The sequence below is a fragment of the Marinovum sp. J2-8 genome (genome assembly GCF_055808435.1).
Genome location: NZ_JBVVRZ010000006.1, coordinates 96938 through 120673, shown reverse-complemented (window position 1 = coordinate 120673; position 23736 = coordinate 96938). Strand labels below are relative to the sequence as shown.

The following is a 23736-nucleotide window of genomic DNA, read 5'->3' as shown; positions in this document are numbered from 1 at the left end:
AGAGACGGCCGCTTCGGCGCCGCAAGAAATACAATTGCCCCTTCGCGACAGATCGTTCGAAGGCTGGCTCTCCTTGATCGCGACACTTTTTTCCGTCGGGGAAATGCTGTGTTTTCTGGCCGTTGCAGTGATCAGTGTGGTCTTCGCCTCGGTGGTTGCCCAAAACGGCGAAGTGAACATGATCGTGCCGCTGGTTGCGGTTGGGCTGTCGCTTGTCCTTGGCATGGTGATGTTGGGGTATACCTACACGCGGGCGCTGGCCGGACATCGGAACGCACGACACAAAATGGCCTTGCGGGGGCGGGCCGGTGTGGCGCTGATCCTATGTCTTTGTCTTGGCTTGATGCATCCCTTGATCGGAGCGGCGGTGCCGCTGGCCGCCGGTCTGGGCGCGGCGGCACATTACGTTCTGGCACGCTATTTCTCTTGGGAACCGGCCTGGGATTTTCTGCAATCAGAAGCGGTGTCCATCATGGCCGGGCGCGACGCCATCGGCAAGCGTATGGCGCAAAAGAGATCGACCGACCATGGAATGTCCGACACGGTGCAGCGCGCCGGGCGGGCATTGGCAATTGTCCTGTCGCTTGCGGCGACAAGCTATTTCATTGCGGTGGAACATGTCAGCATGGCCGCCCTGGCGCCGGTTCTGATCGGCTCCCTTTGGGCGGTCGAGGCGTTTTTGGACTATGCGCATGAATGGGCCTACCGGCGAGAGGCCCATTTGATCCCCGCCACAGAGGTGCGCAGCGGCGACACCGTCAATCTGGACGAAGACCACCCCGGCCTGTTGGTGCACGACCTGAGCGTGCGCAATCAACATGGCACGACCCTGCTGTCGCAGATCAACTTTTCGGTCGATCCCGGCACGGTCACCGGTGTTCTGGGGGACAGCGGGGCGGGGAAAAGCCTGTTGTTGCAAACCCTGATTGATCCCTTTGCGCTCAATGACATGGAAGTGGCCGGCGGGGTGCGGCTGAATGGCAATGACCTGTGGCGTCGCCGCGCAGAAGAGCAAACAGTGTCCGCCGCGCTGCTGCCGGAAGAATTGATCATTCTGCCGGCATCCGGGGCGGAAAACCTGTCCTGTTTTCACGATGGTCCTTTTCTGGAACGTGCACGATGGATGCTGGAACAATTTCTGTTCTCCACGGATCTGGTGGAAAACATCTGCGCGGCTGAGCAGGCCGCCGATTTGCCGTATATGCAACGCAAGGCGCTGGTTTTGGCCCGGCTCTTTGCGCTTGGTCCGCAACTTTATCTGTTGGATCGGCCGGAAACCGGTTTGCCACCACGTCAGATCGGCGTCTTGATCCGCCGGATCGAACATGAAGCCAAACTTGGCCGCAGCTTTGTGATCGCGACCCATGACCGTGCCATTCTCGAAAAATGCGATCGCATTATTTCGTTGCAAAATGGCCGGGTGATGGATTTCGGGGATGGTCAGGATGTCCGCGACCGCCTGGGATCAGGCTGGGTGCGCATGATCGCCAATCGCTCGCTGACCAGCGATGACAGTCTCCGGCTCTGGGTTCGGTCGAATTTCAACCGCAGTGGGGACGATGGAAACCGTCGCAAGGTTGGCGTCGTGGCCTCCAACATGTTGATATTGTCGTGTCAGTCGGCAGATCCGATCATGCCCGGGCCTGTGCATTTCACGTTCAAACATTTTGTTGGCCATTGTATCCTGCGCATGCACGACAGCGACGCCCCGATTTCCGATGCCCAGTTGAAATTGGCCAAAGAGCAAGCGGAAAGCGACATGCCCGATGCCAAATTGACGCCGCTTGCGATGATTTGCCGTCACTGTCTTGAGGTTGAAATGGGCAATCAAATCGAAGATCGCTGGATCGAGGCCAAGATAGAAACATACGATCCACGAAAATCAGGGTCGAAACCGGGGGCGTTGAATGCCAGCCCGGAAAGCTAAAATCCGCTATACAGCGGTGCCAAAACGGTTTGTTCGGCCAAAACGATTGTTCTGGCTGGCCGTCGGCGCAGGCGCAATGGCCGCCGGCGTCAGTCTTGGCGTGGCAATGGTTTCGGGTGCAACCATCGGATCCTATCGCAGTTTTTCAGGCACCTTGCGCCCCGAAGTGGACCCCTTGCCGATCTACCTTTTGGAAGGTGCAATTTTGGAAAAAGTCCTGATTGCCCCCGGCGACACAATTGTCCAGGGCCAGACCCTCGCAACCTTGGACAAAGCGGCGATGTCGGCAGCGGTCAAGGAGCTGCAGGCAGGCCTGTTGCATCACACGGTTTTGCGCGATTGTCTGCTTTCAACGCAGAAACCCGGCACCCCCGACATCAAAGGTGTCACAGAGGATCAGCAAACGGCGGTGTCACTGGCCGTGCAGGAATGCAGCGGCTTCACAGATGACAGGGTCGAGGTGCATGTGCGGTTTGACACCCATCGCGACGCGTTGCTCAGCAAACGAAAACTGGTCGAGGATTACATTCGTGTATTGACCACAACCAAGGACAATCAAGACAAAGTACGGCGCGAAGACGATGCGCGCCGCGCCCTGGCGCTTGCGCTGGTGCGCGCAGATCTTGATTCGCAACTGGCGGAAAACGAACTGGAACAGCGCGCCGAATTAAGCGGTCTTCGGTCAAAGCGGCTCGACCGCGTTCAGCAACTGGAGCAAGAGATCCAAGACAAACGAAATCTGCAAAAGATCCTGAAATTGCACATGGACACCCCCCGGATTGCAGCACCCTTTGACGGTGAAATCGTGCGCGTGCGCAATCTGGTTCAAACCGGACCTGCGCAATCGGACATCAACCTGATTCAAATGCGCCCGCCGGAAAGTGATCAGTTCCAGGCCTATTTCGATGTGCCTCAGTCGCAAATAAATGGCATCACATTGGGCCGACCGGTTTCGGTGAAAATTGTTGGACAACTTGAAACCCATCGCTCATTGCAGGGCGAAATCACAGATTTACAAGCTCTGGGCGCAAATGACATTCGGATCAGCGTCGCGCTGGATTCAGAAAGTCAGCTGCACTTGCTGGAACTGAGCGACCGGCTTGCCCTGTTTGGCCGCGCGACCGCGACACAGGTCAAAGTGCGCCTGGGGGATCTGCCCATCTGGGAAACTATGATGCAGAGTACAATTTCGGTAAGACGCGGAGATTCCGACAATGATCCCATGCTGGACGTGGGGAAAGCGGCGCGGGTGACTGACATTCAACCCGCGGAAGAGGGATAATTCGCGACGACCCGGCCAAAGCAGTATCTGGAATTCGTTCGAAATTTTAGGCAAAAATTCCACCTGCATTCGCAAGTAGAAATCAAACCCGATTATCCGGTGGCATTCAAAACAATTGGTTCAAGCAATGATGATCGGTCCCAAGGGACTTGCAATCCGGACGTCGACCGAATGACGTCCGACCGTACCCGCCGCGACACTTCCGCCAGGTCCAATCCGGGCATTGTCAGTGTTTCGCGCAAGCCGCGGGCAAACGGGCTATAGCCATCACCACCGTCCAACGATCCGGCGCCGGGTTGCGTGGCATAGCTGACATGGGTTCCCGCCAAAAACCCCGGTGCATAGACCCCGCAATCCCCAGCCGGGCACCCGGAAAATCCCGGCACTTCGCGACATGTGTCCAGGAACAGAACCTTTTGCCGGGGTTTATCGGACACCGCCCGCAACAACACCGTTTCCGGCACTGCCTGGGACAAGGGTGCATTGGAAAAATCTGCGTCCCGGGGGAAAATGACACTTTCACCACCACGCATAAGCCCATGCGCGGCCACATAAATCACCACTGTCCAGGCGGCCTCCGCCCGAACCCGAAGCCGCGCAAGAGACAAAAGAAATTCTTGGTGGCTTGGATCGGATATATGCTCGGTCTCATAGCCCAATTGCAAAAATGTCGCCGCCATCAGGCGCGAATCCCGATTGGCGGAAGGCAGGGCAGGGCCATGTGCGTACGATGAAATCCCGACCGACAACGCGGCGATGTTCCGACGCGGCGCGGCATTCACCACGCGCGCCGCAGCCGCCGACAACGGCAACGCGGCGAGTTTGGCGAGCAGGGAACGTCGATGCATCCCTTATCCACACCCACCGTCGCCACGCGGTCGTGCCAGAATCTCAACCCGACGATTGCGACCATCGGCGGGGTCAAGATTAGGCAAAGGCTGGCTTTCGCCTTTGGCACCAGTGTGAATCCGCGCCGCGGCCACCGATCCCGGCCCCGCCATGTAAAGCCGGACCGTTGCGGCACGTTTGTTGGACAGCGCTTGATTATAGGACGCCGCGCCGACGCTATCGGCATGACCAACCAACATCAGACAAAGGTCCGACAACGGACCGTTCAAAAGACCGGCAAGCCGGTCCAAATGCGCCCGTGAGGGTTTTGAAAGCGATTCGGAATCAAAGGAAAATTGCACCATATAGCCATCGTCCGGTGGCGTGCTGCGAAAGATGCCCTGCGGCGCGGCGGGGGGTGCACAGCCAGTCAGCGCCTTTCCCGTCAGTGCAAACGCAATGGCACAGCGGTCTGCGTCGATCGGCAGACTGGCAAGATTTGGTTGTGCTATCGCCGACGATCCGGAGATCAAAACAGCGAAAACAGCCGTCAATAATAACCGCATTGGATGTCTCGCAACCTATTGGACTCTGGGTTAGAGAAATATCGCAAAGGTATTAATGGAATATGTGAGGTTTCGGGAAAAATTTCAGAATATTGAAGCTATATCGACCGCGTCCCACAATGGGATATCCGTGACTATTTGTTAATCACCTTACTTTAAGTCTGTTTCCAGTTCCGAGCATAGAAACGGTGAATTTGGTGAGGAAACGGGTCGAAAGAGGCAGAAGCCGACAGCCGATATGGGCAGGTCTACTATTGCTCGCAGGGGCAGGTGGGGTCGCGATCGCATTGACGGGCAGCGTCGGTACGGCGGCCCGTGACATGTTCCTGCAGGCACAGGACGAGGTGGATCCCATCATTGCCGGGGGCGATCTTGATGATTTGCCAGCGTTGATGCGTGGCAATGTGCCAAATGTCACCACCAGCGTGTTCTACAATGAACCGAAACGTAGCAAACCGCCGCGCATGTGTGAAATGCCGGACAATTACTTCACATCCCTCGACCAGGGGCGTGATCGGGAAAGCGGCTATACCAGACGCAATGAATATGTGCGCAAATTTCGACCGCGTCGGGGTTTCCTGAACGAACGTGAAATGCGCGCCGCCGAAGTGGCCTGGAAATATTTTGAGAATTTTACTCAAGAGACCACCGGCCTGGCAAATTCCGTCGGCAATTACCCGTCCACAACCATGTGGGATACAGCGTCTTACATGGCCGGCGCCACCGCAGCCTATGAGCTGTGCATCATCGAAAAGCCCGAGTTCGATCGCCGGATGACCCAGCTTTTGACCACGATCAAGGGTCTGGACCTGTTCCGTGACGAGATGCCCAACAAGGTGTATCATACCAAGACCGGCGCAAAGGTCGATTATACCAACAAACCTGGCGAAATCGGCTTTTCTGCGCTTGATATTGGCCGTTTCCTGGTCTGGATGCGCATTCTGAAAAACCGCTATCCGCATCTCGGCAATACAATTGATGCCGTCCTGCTGAAATGGGATTTTTCGAATATCATTTCCAAAGAAGGCCTGATGTTCGGCACCTATGTTGACAAGGAAAGCGGCGAAACGGTTTATGCGCAAGAGGGCCGTTTGGGGTATGAGGAATATGCCGCCAAAGGGTTTGCACTTTGGGGGTTCCGGCCAATCCTCGCGCATCGGGCAGAACCGTTTCTGACCGCGTCGATTTTCGGCGTCCAGGTGCCCTATGATGGCCGCGATCCAAGGGTGTTTCATTCCCAGAACTACGTTGTCACCGAATCCTATTTGCAGGATGGCCTGGAGCTGGGATTTGATCTGCCGCATGACGATCACTCCCCGGATTGGCTGTCGTCTGATGGCTGGCGGGCGGAATTTGCCGACAGGGTGTATCAGGTTCAGGAAAATCGCTGGCGCCGGACCGGGTTCATGACTGCCCGTTCGGAACATAACGTCAAAGGGCCGCCGTATTTTACCTATGACACGATTTTTTCGGATGGCTATCCGTGGAACACGGTCACACCGCGCGGCGATTACACGCCGGATCATGCCGCCGTCGCCTCCAAGGCTGCGCTTGGACTTTGGGCGCTGTGGGACACCGAATATACCGATGTCCTCTATGAGGCGATCATCGAACTCTATAATCCCGAAAACGGCATGTATGAGGGGCTGTATGAACGCGGGCAGGGCCGGGTTGAAATCTATACCGCCAACAACAACGGCATCATCCTGACCAGCCTGCTGCACAAGGTTCAGGGCAAGATCCTGACGCCCTATACCGGCGAAACCGAGGTGTGGTACACGGCCTATCGCGATCAGGATATTCGGGAACGCCGACAATATCCGGATCCCCCGCAACGCGACGACTGGTTGCCGGCGCTACGTCATTCCATACAAAGAGAGGCAGATTTCTGATGGCTCGTAATATTTCAAATATCTTACTTGCCTTCGCGACATGCGCAACTTTCGGCTTTGCCGCACCTTCCGCACAAGCGCAGCAACAAGGCCAGTTCACGGCACCCGAGGATTCCTTTGCATCCGAAAATGCGGTGCTGGACACGTCGATCCTTTTTGCGATTGGCGCCCATGAGGCACGCCAGGAATTGCGCGGCGCATTTGGCTGGCCAACCTTTCAGGAAGGGTTGGTTGAGGGCGTCTATTTCCGATTTGATCCGGATGGGTATGCCCGGTTCTCGCCAACACCACGTCTGGACACCGATGTATTTGAGGTGATTTGCCGCCCACGCACCTTTATCTGTATGGGGCGCAAGGGGCCCATACAGGTCACCTTGACCAACCGCGGCCAAATGCAGTTGCAGATCGAAGGGGTTGTCGAGGCTGACACATTCGCATTGGCCGAGGGGATTGATGAAATCCCCTTGCCCCGCACCATCTTGCAACCACTGGAATCGCGCGCCGAAACCCTGTTGGGATCGGGGGGCGAGTTGATTGTGCGCCGCCGGAACAATGAAATCAGCCGCACGTCTCTGGCGGGATTGTTTGCCGTCACCACCTACCTGCGTTGGGTCGCGGCACAACAAGACTATACCGTATTGCCACGTGGCTGGCCGGTGCCAAATTCCGGCTATGGCAAATCAGAGCCAAGCTTGACGCAAACTCAAAGCTGGCAATCCCCGATGCCGCAACCTTCCGCGATCGCCCCGGCCAACCAGCGCATGCAACCTGCGTTCTCAGGTGTGCAAACCGAAGTGGCCGAGGTCAGAGGCGAGTTGAGCGTGCTGCGCGAGATGTTGATGGATCGTCAAACAGGCACATCACAACAAAGGACCACCGGTTCCGAATTTCCGGCGACTGGCTCTGCCGCACGCATTGCAGAGTTGCAGGGGATCGCCGACGAATTGCTGCAAGAAATCGCACGACTGCAAGGGCCAGGGGCCCCGGCGGCGCAAATGCCAACACCGGCGGCGGGAACCTTGCAGGTTCCAACAATTTCAGCCGGGATGACGGCCCCAGTGTCCCCCCCGATGCCGATGCAACAATCGGGCGGCGACACAAGTCGTCTGGCCCGACAACTTGAATACCTTATGAGTGAGATTGGCCTCGCGCCGGATGTGGCGCTTATGGTGGTGCAACATGCTAATGCGGCATCTGACCCCACCTATAAAGAGGCATCGGCCCAAAACCACGATCAGGTTATCGAAAACATCCTGGAAGAATTGCGGACCCAGGTCACAAGCCCCGACACCACGGCGCCAACGCCCGTGTCGCAACCCGAAAACCCGCAAGACTTTCAGATCCTGAGCGATTATTTCCAATCCGTCGCGGCACAGCAGTAACAAGACCGATGCCAAGACACTTCGTCTAAAACCGTTGATTTCTCACGCATTCCTGCTCTTCTCATGACGCAATTTGCCCCTAATGTGGGTCCAGAATTACCTTCCATAGAATTGGGGGTGCGTTATGGTCTGGAAATTGGTGCTTGTGTTTGTACTGGCAATTGCGACGTTTAATTTGATTCCAAATTTATCCAAACCGGATACGCCGCAAAACGCCCGCATCCTGGATGAAATTGCGATCGACGGTCCGGCAATTTTCTATGAAATTGACAAGGACCTCCGGCGTGAATTGTGGTCTGTCGATTGCCGCCAACCGCTGCGCGGTTGTGTGGCGCGCGCGCCCGGGCTTGTCCTGCGCGTCGACGACCACGGGGCGCGCTGGTTGATTGCCGCCAGCCATCCAGGCGCGCGAAAGTCGGTTCAAACCCGAAATTATACGCGCGACACACCGGAAATCCTGTCGGGCCCTTTGTCGGCGGATACATTGGCGCAATTGTCCCAGAAAAACACGTTTTTGGTCATCGAAGAGCAGGGCACGGTTGTCCTCAGGGCGCAAACGACCGGAATTGCCCATGTTGCCGGGTATCTGGCCTGGATCAACAGCGAAACCGCGCGCACATTGCGCGATGCCCGCCTTTGGCCCAAAAACGAACCGTTGCAAACGGAGAACATGACGCCGGACGTTCTCGAACGATATCAGGTCATGCAACGCCGCAGATTGGAAGCGCAACGACAATTGGTGCCAGCCACCAAACCGCAAATCGAATTTGCCGTTCGGGCCCAATCGGGTGACACATTCTATTCCCCCAATGGCCGCGCCGGATATTGAGGTCAATCGCCTCAAAATCCAGGAAGAGGGGGATCGTTGACGGTGTCAAACGGCCGAAACTGAACTTCCTGAACCCGGGCTTGCGCTGATATTTTTGATGGCGTTGTGCCTGCCCATTCGGAAATACTGGGATGCGCGGCCCAAAGATTGACGAACAACCGGCCTGGCACCTCCGGGATTTTCCCATCTCGGGCGTGATGTTCGAAAATTAATTTTCCTTCGGAATACCACCGCAATTGATCGGGTTGCCATTCGAATGCAAAAGCGCGTTCCCTGTCCGCCGCGTCAAACCCCAAGTCGATGAATTTGTTGGTCAATTCCCCATCAACAAACCAGGCCACATGCATTTTTGTGGTGTCTTTTCCCAAAAACTCGATGTCGATCTCATCATGGCGAGTTCCATAGTGGGGACCGGAATAGGTGAAGAATCCGGTCACCAGCCCTTCGCCACGCGCGGCCCGCATCACGACCTCGTATCGCCCATATTGCGTTGCCTTGTTTCGCCGGATCGACCCGCCGATGAACCGATTGCCATCACCGGTCTGTGGCGAAAGTTTCAGAAGAAGGCCACCGTCGGTCTGAACCTGTGCACGGCGCCAATCAGTATCAAAGGCCGGATGCGAAAAATCGTAATGCGCCACATGCCAATCATCACTGATTGTCGAAAAATCTTCTTTGAAAGCAGTTGGTTCTGCCACAGCTACCGCGCCGACGAATGTCATTGAACTGAACAGTACAAGAATGCGACCCCACATCACGTCCCCAAAGCGTTGTTCCCGGGGAAGGTTAACAAGGGGTTAACAAAAAGGGGCGAAAAATATTAAAGTTGGTTAATTTAAAATTTTATCTAATGATGCGAAGGGCAAAGCTCCGCCTTAGCTCAGAAGCCGACTGCAATATTCTTGGAAACGTCAGAATTCAGGAGTTGTGTTGACAGGTCCGCGCCCAGAGCGTCACACGACGTTGCCAGGGACTGTTTCCAGCGATATTCGCCAACGGCGCATCCTCTCCGCGGATGATAACCTCGGAAATGCGGCCCGGATCTGACAAGAACCGGGACAAGGCGGTGCGAACCGTCTCGACCCTCCGGGCAGCAAGGTCAGTGTTCACATCCGCACTGCCGCTGGTATCGGAATGCCCCTCCAACCGCAGACACGCATTTTGCATGGGCCGGCTGTTCAGGACGCGGCCAAGACGGGCGATTTGCTCTTGCGCCTTCTGATCCAATTTGGCGCCCCCCGACACAAAAAAGATATTACTTTCCAGCTGTTTTTGCGTCGGAGCAGTGGCCGATGGTTGCGGTGTACCGGCACAGGCAGCGGGCACAATCTGATAAATCGCTTGGATTTCATCACATTCCGCGGGCGTCAAGCTTTGCGCGCTTGCCGCAGATGCAGACATAAGGAAAATTCCGACAACAAGTTTCATTGGCAAGTTTACCCTTCTCATCACGATTTACGAAATTGTTCTTAATAAGCGCCTAACTTCGCCGATCCGTAGTTGCAAATTTTTCTGTGGAAAAGAGGAACACATTAAAAACTTACTAAAATGCGGATGGACATTCAGCCCACACAAGAAACCGTGTAAATCTTTATATAGTTTTTTGGATATTTAGCCCCGCCCAAGCACGGATAAAATACGGCATCCATTGAGCGGGAACGAGACAAACGCAAGATCCCCTATAAAAATATGGTCATTCGCAACATTTCACCCATGTAATCGCCGAATTGGACAGAAAACCCTGACCGAGTTTTTGGCGCGTCTTGCGCTTCACGTTCCGTTTACCGCCGGGAATTTTTCTGCAGAAAACTTACCGATTGTTGACCTGATCCGCCGATACCATTCGATATGAATTGAAATGGGGCACGATATGTCGCGGTCGGAACGATACATTTGGATTGATTACTTGCGGTTGATCGCGGGCGTGTCGATGCTGGTGTTGCACAGCACTGCGGACCCAAATGGGCTGCCTTGGGTCAACTATAGTGAAAGCGAACGGTTTGCGCCGCTTTCGCTGCGCGCGATTGTCTATATCGCCCGGACCGAATTGTTTTTGATAATCTCGATTTTCCTGTTGCTGCTTGCCCTGGATCGCCGACCGCGCAGCTACGGCGCAACCATTGCCGAGCAGGGCCGGAGGCTGTTGATTCCGTTTCTGTTCTGGACTTTGTTTTTCGCCGGATACGGTCTGATCAAAGCCCAGGCCTTTGGCTATTCCCCGTCAGTCTGGCAAGAGCTGGCCGACCCTGGCGCGTGGCTACGCTATCTTTTGCTTGGCGATGTGAAATATCACATGCATTTCCTTCCGACCCTGTTTGGGCTGGTCTTGCTTTACCCATTGTTCCAACTGGCCGTCAAACATCCCGCACTTGGGTTGTCGGTCGTCATTTTCCTGATGATTCGCAAGGAGTTGGACAGTTTTGTTTATGCCAACTTCTGGGGAACCGAGGCGCTAGGTTATTTGGTGCGCGCCATCAAGATCCTGACCTATGCCGGGTATGGCATGGTTGCTGGCGCCGCGCTGGGGATCTGGCAGCGCACGCATGGGGCAGACAGACAGGCTTGGGTGGCTCCGATCCTGTTCGTCGCTGGATTGTTGTTTCTTTTCAAACTCATCGGGATCTGGAACACGTTGAAAACCGGGCAATGGCAATTCACCTATACACCGGCCTATTGGGCAGATTTCCTTTTCCCGGTTCTGCTGTTTTCCCTGTGTCTGGCGCTCGGCCATCGTCGATGGCCGGGGTCGATTTCCAGATTGGCGCGCTATGCCTTTGGGATCTATCTGTGCCATCCCATTTTTCTGGACCTCTGCGAAATTGCTCTGAGAACTCAGTGACTTACCGCCCATTTATCAGGTCGGGATCAAGGTTTTGGTGACATTGTCCGCAACCAGCGCGCTGGTTGTCGCGCTCGCCAGAATACGCCCTCTGGCATGGACCATCGGCCTTGGCCCGCTGCCATTTGCCACGCTTTTGCCGTTTGTGAAAAAGGAGACTGCTTGATGCTTCTGACCACCCAACTTGTTGACGACGGCCTGGCGATTGTTTCAGTGTCGCGGGATCTTGTGCATGCCTCTTCCCTGAGGAAACTGACAGAGGCCTGCGAGAACCTGAACCAACGCGGGCGTCGTGGCATCCTGATCGATATGGCGCGGGTGCGCCGGATGAACATGTCGGGGTTGGCGGCGGTGGTCGAACTGGTCGCGCGGCATCCGAAATGGGATATCGGTCTCTGCGCCCTGCCTGCGAAAATCGCCCGAATGGTCAGCCAATCCGGGCTGGACCGCGGCTTGCCGATTTTTCCGGATGTGGAAACGGCATGCAAAGCGCCAGAGTTTCGCGGACGCAGCCTATGCGGGACGCGTGCGGTATTGCTCTGTGCCGACCGGGGCAGGCGGGCCGCGCCGCTGACCGATGTGACACCAACACCGATGCTGGATGTGGTGGGTCGGCCGATTTTGCACCGGATCATGGATCATCTGGCCGGTTTTGGCCTGAGAGATGTGATTTTGAACCCCGGTCACCACGGCGATCAGGTTGTCGAATACGTTCGCGCCCATGCATGGCCGGATCATCGCATTCAATTCGCCAACGAAGGCAGTTTTCATCAGGGGCAATGGCGGGGCGATCCCATTGGCACGGCCAGCACGCTCAAACGGCTTCAGGTGACATCCTCGGCATTTTCCAGCGATCTCGTGGTGTTATGCGGTGACGCCTTGGTTGACATTGATATGGCCGAAATGATGCGCCAACACCGGCAAAGTGGTGCGGCCGTGACCATTGCCGTGCAATCAGTTGCGCCAGAGCAAGGCCATGGATACGGCGTCATCGAAACCTCGGTCGGGGGGCGGATCACCGGGTTTGCGGAAAAGCCGCGATTGGGTCTCGCTGAAAACCAGCTGGTCAATACCGGCATCTATATCATGAAGCCTGAAGTGCTGGATCTGGTATCAGACAGCATCGGGCTGGACATCGCCACGGATCTGTTACCTGCGGTCATGGCTGCGCGGCTGAATATGCAGGTTTTTTCCCAGCCCTTTCAATGGATTGATATTGGGTGTAGCCAGGATTACGCGCGGGCGACGGCGCTTTGCCTGTCTGGGGAATTGCCATTTGTCCGCCCGCTGGGGTTGGAAATCCGCCCCAATGTCTGGGCCCTTCCCGGGGCAGAGGTTGCGGCGGATGCCCGGATCGACGGGCCTTGCCACATTGGGGCCAATGCCGTCATTTCCGCCAAGGCCCATCTTTCCGGCGGTTGCGTCATTGGCGCCGGAGCCGAGGTTGAGGGCAAGACCCTTCTGAAAGATTGCATTGTCCTGCCGGAAACCCGCGTTTGCGAAGGCGCCTGGAGCGATCACAAGATCCTGAGCGGCGCTTGGGCGATGGATCGCAACCAGGCCTTCAATCCTGTTCTGGACAATTCGATAGGCGACCATGTCACCCCGCGCCAAGACATGCGTCAACCGGCGCCCGAACTGCGCAAATCCGCCTGAATGGACCCGGCAATGGCTACTCGACCGGCAGACCAACCGTATTTCGCCGCCTTTCTGGATCGTACCCCGGAAAAGGTCACCAGGTTTGAGGGGCCTGCCCGTCAGCTGTGGCATTTGTTGGCCGGGGTCACCATCGGGCTGGGCATTTGGTATCTGCATTGGCGGTGGAGTGCTTCGCTCAACACCGAAGCACTGGTGTTTTCCGTTGCCGTCGCCCTGGCCGAGACAATGGCGTTTCTTGGTATGATGATCTTCTATTTCAACATCTGGGACGAGGGCGATACGCCGACCCAACCGCCACCTGAAAATCGGGGCGACGCCGGGCTGGACGGCGGCGGCGATATTCTGGTCGATGTCTTTATCACCACATATGACGAAGGTACGGAAATCGTCGCGCCGTCAATCGACGCCGCCAAGGACTTGATTGCGCCCTTGGGGACAAGGGTGGCCGTGCATCTTTTGGATGACGGTGGACGCGCGGAAATGCAGGACCTGTGCCGCGCCAAACGGATATCCTATCTGCGCCGTGATCAAAACCGCGGCTACAAGGCCGGCAATCTGGCCAATGCGCTGTTTCAGACAGAAGGCGATTTTGTGGTGATCTGCGATGCGGATACCCAGCTTTTCCCGCAGTTTTTGACCGAAACACTTGGCTATTTCCGGGATTCCGGGATCGCCTGGGTCCAGACCCCACATTGGTTTTATGACATTCCCGAAGGCACCTCCTGGCGGGATGTTCTGGACCGTATGTCGATACCCTGTGCCGGTTTTTTGGCCCCGGTGATGCGGTTTCTGTCCGGGCGGAAAACCGTGGGGGCCGACCCGTTTCTGTCGGAACCTGCCATGTTCTTTGACGTGATCCAGCGGCGGCGCAACCGGCATAACGCCTCGTTTTGTTGCGGTGCCGGGTCGGTGCATCGGCGCGAGGCAATCTTTCACAATGCGATGCTCGAACAGGGGCGAAAATTGAAGCACAGCGAACAGTTGGTGGCTGAAAACACAGGCCGGGCGCTCTTGCCCCGGCTCGACATGCAACCGTTTCGCTATCACGTCTCCGAGGATATTTTTACCTCCTTGCAACAACAATCCAATGGCTGGAAATCGGTATATCACCCAGAGCCTTTGGCGCGCATGTTGTCACCCTGGACCGCCGAGGCCTGGGCCATGCAGAAACTGAAATATGCCGGTGGCACCTATGACATCATGTTTCGCACCGGTCTGATCTTTCGCCGGGGCCTGCCCTGGCAAACCAAGCTGCATTACCTGTCGACCTATTGGTCCTATCTTGGGGTCTTTTGGGTGCCGATCCTGTTTCTGGCGCCGATGTTTTCCCTGGTGACTGGGCTGGCACCGGTTGATGCCTATTCCATTACGTTTTTCCTGCATCTTCTGCCACTTTTGGCCTTTAATGAACTGGCGATGACAGTGGCGGCCAAAGGCCATGACATCCATGCGGGTCGCATTTTGTCGCTCGCGACCTTGACCATCCAATGGCGGGCATTGATCCAGGTCCTGCAAGGCCACAAGCCACATTTTCCACCCACCCCCAAAACCCCGGTGGTATCTGCGTCACTGCGCTATGCCGTGCCAAATCTGCTCCTGCTTGCGGCGATGATCCTGTCGGCGACTTACGGCTTCTGGGCCTTCAAACATGGCTCCGAAACACACAGTCTGTCGCTCTTGCTGGTGAATTATTTTTGGCTGGGCATCAACGCATTGGCGCTGGTGCGGGTCATCCGATCCGCGTTCTGGCGTCCGCGTTTGCCGGATGGAACTCTCTTACAACCCGCTGAATAAAAGGAAGAATATCATGATGATTGTGAAATCCCCGGCGCAACGATCCAGCTTGATCTTCATTCTCGGGCTCGCGCTGGCGGCCGTCCTGGCGGTGGCCATTGACGGCGGTTGGCGTTACCAGATGCGTGCCGGCACGCTGTCGCTTGATCTGTCTGACACCGGCGCGTTGGAGTTGCGGGCACCCGCCCCCTTGACCGAGGCCAACCGCGCCGCGGCGCAACGCGCCTGGACCTATTTCGACCGCTATACACAAGACGAAACCGGGTTGGTAAATTCGGTCGGCGATTTCCCCTCGACCACGCTTTGGGATCAGGGATCTTATGTGTTTGCATTGGTGGCCGCTGCCCGTCTGGGCATCATCGGGCCCGGGGAATTTGACACGCGCGTCGACCGGCTGCTGAACAGTTTCGACCAATTGCCGCTTTTTGACAGCAAGCTGCCGAACAAGGCGTATGACACCCGCACGCTGGCAATGGTGGATTATGAAAACACGCCGGTCCCTGACGGGTTGGGGTGGTCGGCGCTGGACATCGCCCGCATGTTGATGGCGTTTCGGGCTTTGGAAAAGCATTTCCCGGACCGGGGCATGCGGGTGCGGGCGGTGATTGCCCGCTGGGATCTGTCGGCCATGGCATTTGAAGGCGAACTTTGGGGCGCTGAACGGATCGAGGGTGAGATCCATTACCACCAGGAAGGCCGCATCGGCTATGAACAATACGGCGCGCGGGCGGCGGCGATGTGGGGGATGGACGTGTCCCAGGCGATCTCGGCCCGCCGCGCACTTGGCTGGACCGATGTCCAGGGCGTCGAAGTGCCCATGGACCTACGGCGCGCGGTGGCGTTTGGCGCGATCACACCGATCCTGAGCGAGCCCTACATGCTTCTGGCGATCGAACTGGGGTTGGACAGCGAAACCCGCCTGTTGGCGGACAAGGTTTTTCGCGCCCAACAACAACGATTTTCCGAAACCGGCGTGCTGACGATGGTGTCCGAAGACCACATCAATCAATCGCCGCATTTCTTGTACAATTCCGTGTTTTCCAATGGCACGCCCTGGGCGGTTGTGACGGAAAATGGCACCTTTCACCCGGAACTGCGCACCCTGAGCGTCAAGGCCGCGATCGCCTGGGACGCGATTTATGGCAATGATTACACCCAATTGCTGCGCAACCAAATCGAAGGGATTGGCGACATTTCGCGCGGGTGGCCTGCCGGAATTATGAGGCCGACGGCACCGTCAACGATATCTATACCCTGAACACCAACGGCGTGGTTCTGGAGGCCATTCATCACACCGTTTACGGCCCCCTGTGGCAAACGCGCTGAACAGATATTTCAGGCGGTTCACCGGCGGTTAACCCGACTGGCGGATACTTGGCAAAAACAGGATTCATTTCGAATGGTACGTCTGGCCGCAACCTTGGGACTCGCATTTGTCGTCGTGATGGCACATTGGCCAGCGGCCGCTGCGCAGGACTGGTTATTGATTGAAACCCGACGGGTGCCGAACCAATGCAGCCAACCTGTGGAATGTATCGACCGCTCGGTGCTTTTGGCGCGCAATATGGCCTATCTGTCGCACTCCGATCGCGACACGGTCACGCAGTTTCTCAACCAGATTGCAACAATACGTGGCATTCCCGACGATATGGCCATGCAAAGCCAATTGTCGGTGCCACAAGTGATCGAGACACTGCACCCGCTTCCCATGTCGGAAAAACTGGCGCCGCTGGTGGCACATCCGGGTGCCTATTTTGACCCGGAATCTTTGGATGGCACAGAGGCGACGGCGGGCTTCGGCACCTATGTCGCCACCGAATTGCAACGGGCCGGATTTCGCATCCTGACCGAAGCGGAAATGGAAGTCACGCCGGGGCGGCCCAAATTGCGGGTCCGCTTCTCCAAGCGCAGCGAATTTGCCGGCTGCATCATTCCGTTTTCAATCTCGATGTCGATTTCGGAAGAGGTCGCAATGGTCCGCAACCCGGCGCTGAAACTCTCGGCCAATGCTTGGTCAAAACTGGTCAAGGAAAACCTGGCCAACAGCAACTACACCCCACGCAGCGCTTTGGAAGAGGCGGTCAAAGCCTTTGTCAGCGACTGGCAGACGGCGAATTCCAGTTGACCCCGCACGCAGCAATTCCGCCGGTATCGAAGCCTTTGACCCTATGGGTAACCCTATGAAATTATTTGCGTGTCCTGCCTCCTGGCGTCGATTTTGGCCTTCAATCGCCTTCGCAACCACGGTTGTTTTGGCCGGCTGCGGACCGACAATCGACAAATTGGCCCCGGTTGCCGCCCAGCCCAAAACGCCAGTGGCCCGAAATATCACCAATTTCTCGGCCTCGCTGCAATGTATGGATAGCCTGCTTGCCGCCAAGCCGCGCAAACGCATCCGTCTGTCGGCGACACCGATTTCCGATGACACAAAGCGCATATATGTCGGGGCGGACGACATGCTTATCAGCGCGGTCAACCAGATGAACCGCCGCAGCCGGGCCTTTGTGTTTCTGGATCAACCCCTGATCCGCGAAGGGTCGCTTTATGAATTGCAGACCATTGACCCCAAGCGGCGCGACGACGCCATTTGGCCGCATTATTACATTCGCGGCTCCATCAGCCAACTGGACGACGGGGTGCGCGATCTATCTTACAACGGCAGCTATTATGCCGATGATACCGGGTCCGAAGACCTAAGCTCGGTGCGGCCCAGTGGCGGGCGCTCGAATTCAGTTGTTTCTGTCGATCTGCACCTCGTGGCCTATCCCTCGCGTGAGGTGTTGCCCGGGGCCTCGGTCAGCAATTCCATGGTGGTGACGGAGCGGGGGTTCGGTTCCGGGTTCACTGGCAGAATTGCCAAGGGCACGCTTGGCCTGACGCTTCAGATTGATAGCCTGGAAAGCAACGGGCAGGCCGTGCGCAATCTGATAGAATTGGCAACCATCGAGCTTTTGGGTCGCTTTTCCGGGGTGCCGTATTGGGAATGCCTCTCACTTGACACAACGCTCGCCCGCAAAAATGCCAGAAAGGAATACAAACACGCCCTGAGTGGCGAAGCTGCCAGCATCCGTGAGGCACAGCAACACCTGCTGGAGCTGGGCTGGCTCTCGACCACGCCGACCGGCAGGCTGGATTCGAACACCAAACATGTTCTGTCACAGTTTCAGGCCAAACACGGCCTGATCGCCAGCGGCCGCCCGGATTTTGACACGCTGGCCGCGTTGCGAAAGGCCGTTGCGGCGTTGAATGCGCCCAAAAAACGAAAGCCAAAACCAAAAACCGTGACAGTGGCGCCAGCCAAAACGCCAGACACCAGCGGATATCGCAACATCAGCGAATACATCGGCGGTGGGTGAACGGCCGGCAGTGTTGTCTCAGGATGGGCAGCTCCAAAATCGGAGCTCGCCGCTGTTGCAACCAAGTAGAAATGTCCCTCGCTCCGCAAAGTAGAAATGTCACCAAGAGCGCTGACGGTAGCAAAGCCTGACAGGGCGGAGACCTCAGATATCGCAGCCCTGGCTGGCTTTGTGTTTCTCTTTCGCGGCTCTTGCCAGCTTTGAATTCCAGCCATCGTTGCGCCGTCCATTCGGTTTGTAGCGAGAGCGCTGTTTGCCTGCGCGGCGTTTCTTTGGCGGGGCCTTGTCCTGCTCGGCCTTGATGTGCTCAAGGACCGCGCTTAGATGCTTATTCTCGGTGATCGCGGCGTGGGTGACGCGCTGCTCCTTGTCAAAAATGGAGTAGGGGAGCGAGACGCCCTTCCAGCGGAACTCCAAGCGGCCGTCAGGGTACTCATAGCTGTCGACATACTTGCCGGGCAGGCCGCGCGTGATCTCGTTCTCTTGCAGGATGATGCGCTGCCGGTCGTAGGAGAAGGCCAATTGGTTGCCGACATAGCGCTCGTCGCGCCAGCACAGCACATCCGCCAGCCGATCCGGTTCGGTATTGAGGGGCCGGTGCAGGTTATCCGGACGGCGTGGGGTCTTGGCGAACTTCGTGTTGTAGCGGTTCATGAAAGCCGGAAGGAACGCATTGGCCGCTGTCATGTCCGAGATGCTCGCCAGGCGCAGTTCCTTCACCAGTCGATCCTGTAGCGTCCGGTTCGCGCGTTCGACGCGGCCCTTGGCCTGAGAGCTGTTGGCGCAGAGAATCTCGATGTTCAACTCGTTCAAAGCACGGCCAAACTGGGTCATCCCGTGACCTGACTCCGCACCTTGGCTCGCAACACGGAACACCGTGTGTTTGTCCGAATAGAACGCCACAGGTCGTCCATGTGCATGCAGGTAGGCCTCCAGAGCGCCAAAGTAGCTGAATGTGCTCTCGGACTTCACGAACTCCAGATGCATCAACGTACTGGTCGCATCGTCGATGAAAACAAGCAGGGTGCAGGACGGCCCGCGATCCTCAAACCAGTGATGGTCCGAGCCGTCGATCTGGATCAGCTCGCCAAAGCATTCCCGGCGCAGGCGTGATTGGTGAAAGGTCCTGCGTTGCTTGCGAGAAAGCCAAATCCCGGCGTCCTGCATCCACTTGCGCAGCGTCTCGCGCGACACCTTCAGCCCGTGAACTTCCTCGAGCTTCTCAGCCGCAAAGGTCGGTCCGAAGTCGACGTAGTTCTCGCGCACCAGTGTCACCGCGAACTCGCGAACCGCCGGATCGATCCGATTGTTCGAAACCCGACCACGCGCTTTGTGCCGGATTGACGCCGGACCGTCAGATTGGAACTTCCTGAGAAGCCGGTGAACCTGTCTGCGGCTCAATCCCAAAACGTTCGCCGCAGTCGTCGCCGTCATCCGACCTTGGCTCACCTGGCTCAACACCTCGACCCGGTTCAGCTCGCGCTCGCTCATCAAAACCCATCCCATGCCCACACTCTCTGCCTGTTCTCATCGGGGCAGAGTGTGACACTTCTACTTTGCAGATGTGGGACACTTTAACTTTGCGGGTACAGCTGCGACACTCATAATTGGAGTTATGTTAATTTTTGATTGATCGTTCCTTTCGAAGTCATCCCCAAGGTCGACAGCCATGCATGATTTCACGGGTCAACGCCCATTGCCGAAGGATCCAGCCGTTACCTAGGTTTTTCCAGCTTGAATGGACCAGCGCCGCCATGGATCAAGTCCTTTGCGATCCGGTGGCCGGAATGGACCGCCGCCTGGATGATCCCGGGAACGAGGCTGTCGCCGGCCAGGATGCCTTTGGCTGCTGACTGGGATTGCGTGAAGCTGTCGAAAAGCGTCTTGTTCGGACGCCGGGCCCCGACAAAGACCAGTGCGGCGGCGTCGAAATGCCGTTCGCTGTCAACGGCATAGGCGTCTTCGACCGTCACAACGCCGTTGCGATAGCCGCTGAGCGTGCTGTTGACATGAATGGGAATGCCCAGCGACTTGAACCGCCCGACGATGCTGCGCTGTTCCAATGTATGGGCGGTCCAGGATGCAACGCTGGCCAGCGGCGTTACATAGCGCACCTCGCACCCTTTGGCGCGCAAAAGTTCCGCGAGGACGCTGGCCATATAATTATGCTCGTCGTCGTAAATGACGGCGGGGCCATCCGGCACCCTGCCCGCGATAATATCATCAGGCGTCAGCACAGTCGTGCCCTCGGCCCAGGTGACCGGATCAAAATTCGACCGCCCCACGCCATCGCCACGCCAGGACGCGCCGGTGGCAAAGATGATGTTGTCCGCACCGAAGTCTTGCAAATCATCGGTGCCGAGCGGGCTGGAGATGAAGATATCGACATTGCCCATTTGCTGAAGGTTCCACAGGCGATAATCAATCACCCGTCGATAGGCATGCATCCCCGGCAACCCACCTTCGAGCCGGGCACGGCCGCCAACCTCTTCGGCGGCATCGGCCAGCGTCACCTGATGCCCCGCCTTCGCGAGGGTCAGCGCACATTCCAACCCGGCGGGACCGGCCCCGATGATCAGGCTGTTTTCCTGTTTCTCGGCCTTGCCGACGATTTCGGGATGCCAATTGCGCTGCCATTCCTCGCCGATGGTGGGGTTCTGGGTGCAGCGCAGCGGAACACCATAGGAATCCATGCTGACGCACACATTACACCCGACGCATTCGCGGATTTCCTCGATCCGGTTTTCCTTGATCTTGTTCGGCAGAAACGGATCCGCGATCGAGGGCCGCGCCCCGCCAATCAGATCAAGCTTCCCGGATTTGATCACCGACATCATCGTGTCCGGTGACGTGAACCTGCCGACGCCAACAACCGGCTTGTCGGTAATGGTTTTGACGAACGAGGTAAATTCAAGCTGATAGCCCTGTTCGGTGAACCGCGATGTCGCCGAATCCGCGGACCAGCCCGAAATGTTCACGTCCCACAGATCGGGGAGGTTGGCGAGCATTTCGATCACCTCCCGGCCTTCTCCATCAAAGGTCAGGGCATGTTTCGCGCCGGGTTCATGGACGCCGAACCGCAGGGCAACGGCCCGTTCCCCAGCCGCAACTTCAAGCGTGTCTTCAAGAACTTCGCGCAGCAGCCGCACGCGGTTTTCCAATGACCCGCCGTATTCGTCGCTGCGGAAATTCGTACGGCGCGACAGGAAATTCGACAACAGGGAAATGTCGTGCGCAGCATAGACATAGAGGATATCATAGCCCACATCCATGGCATTCTGCGCGGCTTTTTTGTGGGTGCGGCGAAATTCGCGGATGTCGGATTTGTCCATCGCACGGGCCTGCACCGGCAATTCGGCGCGCAGGATCGGCAGGTCGGATGGGCCGATCACCGGAACCCCGGTGACAAAGTTTCGCGCCCGCATGCCGCCATGTGCCAGTTCGATCGCCGCGAGGGCGCCATGGTGCTTGATGGCCTCAACCTGCTTTGCATGCTGATCCAGGTAAACATCATCCCAGATCCGTTCGATCGGATGGTTTGCCATGTCGGAATCCTGGCTGACCTCGGTGATCTGGACCGCCACGGTGCCCCATCCGCCCTCTGCCTTCATCGCCCGCAGCGCGGTCGACCCTGCGGGAAGCGCGAAACCATGGCCCGTTGCATGCGGCGCGGCGAAGAAACGGTTCGGGGCTGTGACCGGCCCAATCTGGACGGGTTCGAACAAAAGATCGTAGTTCATGATTGGGCGCTTTCCGTGCTAGATGTATCACTATTATCACCGGCGGGTATTATATTGGCTATCTTTTCGAGTTTTGTCAATCGACGCCCATGCATTTTCCCGCGCACTGCCGTGATGGGGTTTGACCTGAACAGCCTCTGCGTCATGTTTGACCAGCCGTGTTTCGACCGCCTGAACGGCGCGCGCAGGCCAAAACTGCACACCGCCAGTATCGACGGGAGCAGCGCGAAAGACATAAAATTTTCAGAGACTTAAACCCAATCGACCGTCAGTCGGTCCGCCCGCTTGAACGCCAAAACCGGCCACAACCCAAGCGGCCATGGCGCACAGTGTGACCTGCCCCCTGCTGGTCCCTCATTCATAATGAGAGTCTGCAGGTTGAATCTGGGTATTCGGCTTCCGCGTCTGACGCAAGCGCGCCGGGCGCGGAGTCTTCAAATTGCTCAAGCGCACGGCGCGCTTGCAGCGGCGTTTGGTTGCCCAAGGACGAGTGTGGCCTGACCGTGTTATAGTCGTAACGCCATAGGGCCAGCTTGCGCCGCGCATCATCCAGGCTGTCGAAGATCTCCTCGTTCAGTAGCTCATCCCTGAGACTGCCGTTGAAGCTCTCGATGAACGCGTTCTGCTGCGGCTTGCCCGGATCGATGTAGTGCCACGGCACCTCGTTCTCGTCGGCCCATTTCAGGATGGCCCGACTGGTGAACTCAGTTCCATTATCGCTGACAATGCAGCCGGGCTTTCCGTAAAGCCGGATCAGAGCGCTGAGCTCCCGGGCGACCCTTGCGCCGGAGAGGCTGGTGTCCGCGATAAGGCACAGGCATTCCCGAGTGCAGTCATCGATCACTGCCAGCATCCGGAACTTCCGCGAGGCGCCGAAGCTGTCGGATACGAAGTCCAACGACCAACGAGCATTGGGATACGCCGCAACTGGCATCGGCACCCTGGTGCCACGCGCCCGTTTCCGGCCGCGCCGCCGCTTCACGGACAGCCCTTCTTCGCGATAGACCCTGTAGAGCTTCTTGTGGTTCATGGTCATGCCCTTGCGCTCCAGCAGCACGCCGATCCGGCGGTAACCGAACCTGCGCCGCTTGGCAGCGATGTCCTGCATCTCCTTGCGGATCTCGGTACAGTCCGGTGGGCGTTCTCGCCGGACTGTTTTGGGATCGACACCGACAAGCCTGCAGGCCCGGCGCTGCGAGATGTCATGATCCCGCATCGCCCGAAGCGCCGCGTCTCGCCGCTTGGTCAATGTCGTCAATTCTTTCCCAGCAAGTCTTTCAGCACGACGTTGTCGAGCATGGTATCGGCCAGCAGGCGCTTGAGCTTGGCGTTCTCGTCTTCGAGCGCCTTCAGCCTGGCGGCCTCAGAAACTTCCATCCCGCCATACTTGGCCTTCAACTTGTAGAAAGTCGCCGTGCTCAGCCCGTGCCTGCGACACACCTCCGCTGTCGGCATCCCTGCTTCCTGTTCTTTGATCATACCGATGATCTGCGCCTCGGTGAAACAACTCTTTCGCATCTGTCTGCTCCTTCAGAGTTGGCGCAAACTCTACATTACGGTGAGGGATTTCGCGGGGGGCAGGTCAAGTGGAACTGGTCATGCTCGGTCAACTTTGGCCGGGATAAGGCCCATTTCGGGATCG

18 protein-coding genes are annotated in these 23736 nt (G+C 57.2%); 11 read left to right on the top strand and 7 right to left on the bottom strand.

Going from position 1 to position 23736, the window contains the following annotated elements; translation table 11 throughout:
- The first annotated feature begins 73 nt into the window (after window positions 1-73).
- Together AC0L4F_RS17530 and AC0L4F_RS17525 are read left to right on the top strand one after the other, a co-directional pair.
- A complete protein-coding gene (locus tag AC0L4F_RS17530) occupies window positions 74-1927 on the top strand; it encodes an ATP-binding cassette domain-containing protein (RefSeq protein WP_244690618.1) in 1854 nt (617 codons plus the stop codon).
- Window positions 1908-3209 carry an HlyD family secretion protein gene (locus tag AC0L4F_RS17525; protein WP_244690616.1) on the top strand — a complete coding sequence of 434 codons (1302 nt, stop codon included), beginning with the start codon at window positions 1908-1910 and terminating at the stop codon, window positions 3207-3209. Before AC0L4F_RS17530 ends, AC0L4F_RS17525 begins: the two co-directional genes overlap by 20 nt.
- A gap of 92 nt (window positions 3210-3301) precedes the next feature.
- Here the strand turns inward: AC0L4F_RS17525 and AC0L4F_RS17520 are convergent, their stop codons facing one another.
- Both AC0L4F_RS17520 and AC0L4F_RS17515 read right to left on the bottom strand, forming a co-directional pair.
- Entirely contained in the window at window positions 3302-4057 is a 756-nt protein-coding gene (locus AC0L4F_RS17520) for a caspase family protein (protein ID WP_244690614.1), read from the bottom strand.
- Between the two features lie 3 nt (window positions 4058-4060).
- A complete protein-coding gene (locus tag AC0L4F_RS17515) occupies window positions 4061-4603 on the bottom strand; it encodes an OmpA family protein (RefSeq protein ID WP_244690612.1) in 543 nt (180 codons plus the stop codon).
- A 320-nt stretch (window positions 4604-4923) separates the two neighbouring features.
- Here AC0L4F_RS17515 and AC0L4F_RS17510 point away from each other — a divergent pair, with 320 nt between their 5' ends.
- From AC0L4F_RS17510 to AC0L4F_RS17500, 3 genes are all read left to right on the top strand, one after another.
- The gene (locus tag AC0L4F_RS17510; protein WP_244690610.1) at window positions 4924-6495 is read left to right on the top strand and encodes a DUF3131 domain-containing protein; all 1572 of its coding nucleotides are present in this window, start codon (window positions 4924-4926) and stop codon (window positions 6493-6495) included.
- Window positions 6495-7877, top strand: coding sequence for a hypothetical protein (locus AC0L4F_RS17505; RefSeq protein WP_244690608.1), 1383 nt, complete (start codon window positions 6495-6497; stop codon window positions 7875-7877). The genes AC0L4F_RS17510 and AC0L4F_RS17505 overlap by 1 nt, the downstream gene beginning before the upstream one ends.
- A 124-nt stretch (window positions 7878-8001) precedes the next feature.
- Entirely contained in the window at window positions 8002-8706 is a 705-nt protein-coding gene (locus AC0L4F_RS17500) for a hypothetical protein (protein ID WP_244690606.1), read from the top strand.
- Between the two features lie 11 nt (window positions 8707-8717).
- Here the strand turns inward: AC0L4F_RS17500 and AC0L4F_RS17495 are convergent, their stop codons facing one another.
- Window positions 8718-9428 carry a family 16 glycosylhydrolase gene (locus AC0L4F_RS17495; RefSeq protein WP_244690604.1) on the bottom strand — a complete coding sequence of 237 codons (711 nt, stop codon included), beginning with the start codon at window positions 9426-9428 and terminating at the stop codon, window positions 8718-8720.
- 196 nt (window positions 9429-9624) lie between these two features.
- Window positions 9625-10107 (bottom strand): OmpA family protein, encoded by a 483-nt coding sequence (locus AC0L4F_RS17490; protein WP_473446849.1) that lies wholly within the window; start codon window positions 10105-10107, stop codon window positions 9625-9627.
- A 457-nt stretch (window positions 10108-10564) separates the two neighbouring features.
- Between AC0L4F_RS17490 and AC0L4F_RS17485 the strand changes: the two genes are divergently transcribed.
- The 6 genes from AC0L4F_RS17485 (at window position 10565) to AC0L4F_RS17460 (ending at window position 18354) form a co-directional block, all read left to right on the top strand.
- Window positions 10565-11545 carry an acyltransferase gene (locus AC0L4F_RS17485; RefSeq protein WP_348524121.1) on the top strand — a complete coding sequence of 327 codons (981 nt, stop codon included), beginning with the start codon at window positions 10565-10567 and terminating at the stop codon, window positions 11543-11545.
- A gap of 165 nt (window positions 11546-11710) precedes the next feature.
- Window positions 11711-13201 carry a sugar phosphate nucleotidyltransferase gene (locus AC0L4F_RS17480; RefSeq protein ID WP_244690600.1) on the top strand — a complete coding sequence of 497 codons (1491 nt, stop codon included), beginning with the start codon at window positions 11711-11713 and terminating at the stop codon, window positions 13199-13201.
- A gap of 12 nt (window positions 13202-13213) precedes the next feature.
- On the top strand, window positions 13214-14998 hold the full coding sequence (locus tag AC0L4F_RS17475) for a glycosyltransferase family 2 protein (protein WP_244690598.1): 1785 nt from the start codon (window positions 13214-13216) through the stop codon (window positions 14996-14998).
- Between the two features lie 13 nt (window positions 14999-15011).
- Complete coding sequence (locus tag AC0L4F_RS17470; RefSeq protein ID WP_244690596.1) at window positions 15012-16256, top strand: DUF3131 domain-containing protein; 1245 nt, start codon at window positions 15012-15014, stop codon at window positions 16254-16256.
- Window positions 16257-16397: 141 nt separating this feature from the next.
- Window positions 16398-17123 (top strand): hypothetical protein, encoded by a 726-nt coding sequence (locus AC0L4F_RS17465; protein ID WP_244690594.1) that lies wholly within the window; start codon window positions 16398-16400, stop codon window positions 17121-17123.
- A gap of 190 nt (window positions 17124-17313) precedes the next feature.
- Complete coding sequence (locus tag AC0L4F_RS17460) at window positions 17314-18354, top strand: peptidoglycan-binding protein (RefSeq protein ID WP_244690591.1); 1041 nt, start codon at window positions 17314-17316, stop codon at window positions 18352-18354.
- 144 nt (window positions 18355-18498) lie between these two features.
- Here the strand turns inward: AC0L4F_RS17460 and AC0L4F_RS17455 are convergent, their stop codons facing one another.
- The 3 genes from AC0L4F_RS17455 to AC0L4F_RS17445 all read right to left on the bottom strand — a co-directional run bounded on the left by AC0L4F_RS17455 (window position 18499) and on the right by AC0L4F_RS17445 (window position 23612).
- On the bottom strand, window positions 18499-19860 hold the full coding sequence (locus AC0L4F_RS17455; RefSeq protein WP_244686667.1) for an ISNCY family transposase: 1362 nt from the start codon (window positions 19858-19860) through the stop codon (window positions 18499-18501).
- Between the two features lie 209 nt (window positions 19861-20069).
- On the bottom strand, window positions 20070-22094 hold the full coding sequence (locus AC0L4F_RS17450; protein WP_244690589.1) for an oxidoreductase: 2025 nt from the start codon (window positions 22092-22094) through the stop codon (window positions 20070-20072).
- A 358-nt stretch (window positions 22095-22452) separates the two neighbouring features.
- A protein-coding gene (locus tag AC0L4F_RS17445; protein ID WP_244690586.1) for an IS3 family transposase occupies window positions 22453-23612 on the bottom strand; the annotation gives its coding sequence in 2 pieces (ribosomal slippage) (window positions 22453-23363 and window positions 23363-23612; 1161 coding nt in all).
- Between the last annotated feature and the right edge of the window lie 124 nt (window positions 23613-23736).